The following is a 2,793-nucleotide window of genomic DNA, read 5'->3' as shown; positions in this document are numbered from 1 at the left end:
TTCGGCCGCCAGCCCGAGGGCGACCTGTTCCCCTGGGAGCGCACCGATCTCGCCGATGCGCTGAAGGCCGCGCTGGCCTGATGACGGCGCGTCTCCTCCCTGTCGCGCAGCGATGGGGAGGTGGCAGCGCGAAGCGCTGACGGAGGGGGTTCTCCCCCTCCACACCCGCTGCGCGGGCGGTCCCCCTCCCCATCGCTGCGCGACAGGGAGGATGCAAAGGTCAGCGCGCCGGGTAGCGCATCCGGCCGAGCAGGCGGGTCATGCTGAACCGCTCGTCGGGCTTGCGCAGCAGCTGCGACTTGGCCTTCTCGAAGCGCATGATCCCGGCGATGCGGCGGTCGAGGAAGGCGCGCGTCTCGGCCTTGTCCTCGCTGGTGTCACGCGCGAAGGCATGGAGCGTGGCCGCATAGATGCCGCCCAGGATCGCGCGCTTGGTGTAATGGTTGTAGTCGGTCGCGGTATCGCCCGCGAGCCGCCACATGGCATCGGCGCTGCGCCAGCCCAGCCGCGTCGAAGCGGCGATGTTCTGCGGCATCGCCATGATCGTCAGCGCCCGCAGTAGCGCTTCCTCGCGCCCCGCCACGGCCTCCAGCCGCGCCCAGACGAGGCGGCGGATACGCTCGCGGATCGAAAGGTTCGACAACGCGCCCCCTCCGACCGAGGCCGTCATCGTCGCATCGACATGCCCGATCCACGCGGAGATCATCGCCATCGCCCCGTCGCGGAAGGCATAGGCCGCCAGCGCCGGATCGACACCCGCCGAAACCGCGGCCGAAGCGACCGCATCGGCAGTCCAGCCGTCGAACACGGCGGCATCGGCCACCAGCGGAGCCAGTTGCAGGCGCAGTTCGTCGAGCGAGACGGCTTCTTGCGTCATTTCCAACGTCCTCAGAAGGTCGGGCCGTAGACCGGCTTGGCGGTCTTCGCGCCCTTCTTGCCATAAGTCTCGATGACCGACATCAGCTGCCCGCTGCCGCCTTCGATCTTGGCATAGTCCCGCGCGCTGCGGCCCGAATTGTCAGAGCGGTCGGGATTGGCGCCCGCTTCGAGCAGCGCCTTGGTCAGTTGCAGGTCCTTGCGGTGGACGGCGAAGATCAGCGGTGTCTCGCCCGCGTCGTTCGAGGTGTCGGGGCTGGCCTTCTGATCGAGCAAAAGCTGCGCGCCCTCGCGCCAGCCGAGGTTCACCGCCAGTTCCAGTGCGCTGCGCCCGCGATCGTCGGTGGCATTGACGTTGGCGCCCTTGGCGATGAGGTAGCTGAGCCAGGTCAGGTCGCGGCGCGCGGTGACGATGTGCAGCGCGCCCTCGCCGGTGGTGACGTCCTTGGCGTTGATGATCTGGGAGGACTTCATGATCGCCTCCTCGACCTTGTCGCCTTCCTTCTTCTTCACCGCTTCGAGGAACTTGTACCCTTCCGAGAAGTCGGCGCGGGCGGGCGAGGTCATCAGCAGGCTCATCGCGAACACGGGAACAGCCACCTTGAGGACCATGCGAGAAAGGCCCACAACGCGGCGTATCGTCATCTTCAGCACTTCTAACGTCCTTCCACCACAGGTCTTTACGCGCGCCCCGCCATCCGCGCCTTGCATGGAGGCGTCTAGCAGGTCATGAGCGTGGGCGCCATGACATACCTTGCACGTCGTCTCGCTCCCCTTGCACTCGTATTGCTGGCGGGGCTGCCGCTTTCCGCCTGCTCAAAGCAGCCTGCGGTCGAGCGTCCGCCGCTCGAAGGCGCGGCCATCGGCGGGCCGTTCACGCTGGTGGACAAGGACAACAAGCCGGTCACCTGGGACAGCTTCAAGGGCCGCTGGCGAATCGTCTACTTCGGCTACACCTTCTGCCCCGACGTCTGCCCGCTCGACATGCAGGAAACGATGCGCGGCTTCGCCGAATTTGCGAAGCGCGAACCGGCCAAGGCGGCGAAAGTGCAGCCGATCTTCATCACCGTCGATCCGCAGCGCGACACGCCCGAGATCGTCGGCCAGTGGACCTCGGCGTTCGGCCCGAAGCTGCTCGGCCTCACCGGCACGCCGCAGCAGATCGAAAGTGCTGCCAAGGCCTTCGCGATCTACTACAAGAAGGGCTCCGACACCCCCGGCGGCTACCTGATGGATCACGTTCGCATCACCTACCTGTTCGACCCCGACGGCAAGCCCATTGCAATGCTGCCCTCCGACCAGGGCCGCAAGGCGGTCGAGGCCGAGCTTGAAAAGTGGGTGAAGTGAGCGGCCAAAAGCCCTTCTGGGAACTGCCCCTCGACCGCCTGACCCGCGATGAGTGGGAGGCCCTGTGCGACGGCTGCGGCCAATGCTGCCTGCACAAGGTCGAGGATGAGGACACCGGCGAGATCTACCACACCAACGTCGCCTGCAAGCTGCTCAACCTCAAGACCGCGCAGTGCAGCGACTATGCCAACCGCCGCAGCTTCGTGCCCGACTGCCTGAAGCTGACGCCCGAGAGCGCGGGTCGCTACGCATGGCTTCCGCCGAGCTGCGCCTACCGCCTGCGTGCCGACGGCGACCCGCTGCCCGAATGGCACTACCTCGTCAGCGGCAGCCGCGACACGGTGCACGAGGCGGGCATCTCGGTCGCGGGCAAGGTGATCTCGGAGACGGTGGCCGGGCCGCTCGAACAGCACATCGTCTGGCCCTACGGCGACGAGGACGAGGAGGAGTGGGAGGCCGAGGACGGCAGTGCGCCGTGGGACGTCCTGCCGGAGCCCAAGCGCTGAACGCGATGCTCGACTGGCTGAGGCGCGATCCGCGCGAAGAGCTGGTCGTCGAGGTCGGCGACCG

General features: G+C 67.2%; 4 protein-coding genes. 2 read left to right on the top strand and 2 right to left on the bottom strand.

Going from position 1 to position 2,793, the window contains the following annotated elements; translation table 11 throughout:
• Nucleotides 1-220 precede the first annotated feature (220 nt).
• Nucleotides 221-877 (bottom strand): COQ9 family protein, encoded by a 657-nt coding sequence (locus LH128_RS27125; protein WP_008832900.1) that lies wholly within the window; start codon nucleotides 875-877, stop codon nucleotides 221-223.
• 11 nt (nucleotides 878-888) lie between these two features.
• A complete protein-coding gene (locus tag LH128_RS27120) occupies nucleotides 889-1,530 on the bottom strand; it encodes an ankyrin repeat domain-containing protein (RefSeq protein ID WP_008832899.1) in 642 nt (213 codons plus the stop codon).
• 75 nt (nucleotides 1,531-1,605) lie between these two features.
• Between LH128_RS27120 and LH128_RS27115 the strand changes: the two genes are divergently transcribed.
• Both LH128_RS27115 and LH128_RS27110 read left to right on the top strand, forming a co-directional pair.
• A complete protein-coding gene (locus LH128_RS27115) occupies nucleotides 1,606-2,223 on the top strand; it encodes an SCO family protein (RefSeq protein WP_008832898.1) in 618 nt (205 codons plus the stop codon).
• Nucleotides 2,211-2,729: a YcgN family cysteine cluster protein gene (locus tag LH128_RS27110; RefSeq protein WP_008832897.1), complete on the top strand. Its 519-nt coding sequence runs from the start codon at nucleotides 2,211-2,213 to the stop codon at nucleotides 2,727-2,729. The genes LH128_RS27115 and LH128_RS27110 overlap by 13 nt, the downstream gene beginning before the upstream one ends.
• Nucleotides 2,730-2,793 lie beyond the last annotated feature (64 nt).

It is taken from the genome of Sphingomonas sp. LH128 (assembly GCF_000293195.2).
GTDB lineage: Bacteria > Pseudomonadota > Alphaproteobacteria > Sphingomonadales > Sphingomonadaceae > Novosphingobium > Novosphingobium resinovorum_A.
The sequence above is the reverse complement of the archived record's forward strand: the minus strand, read 5'-3'. Positions and strand labels throughout refer to the sequence as shown.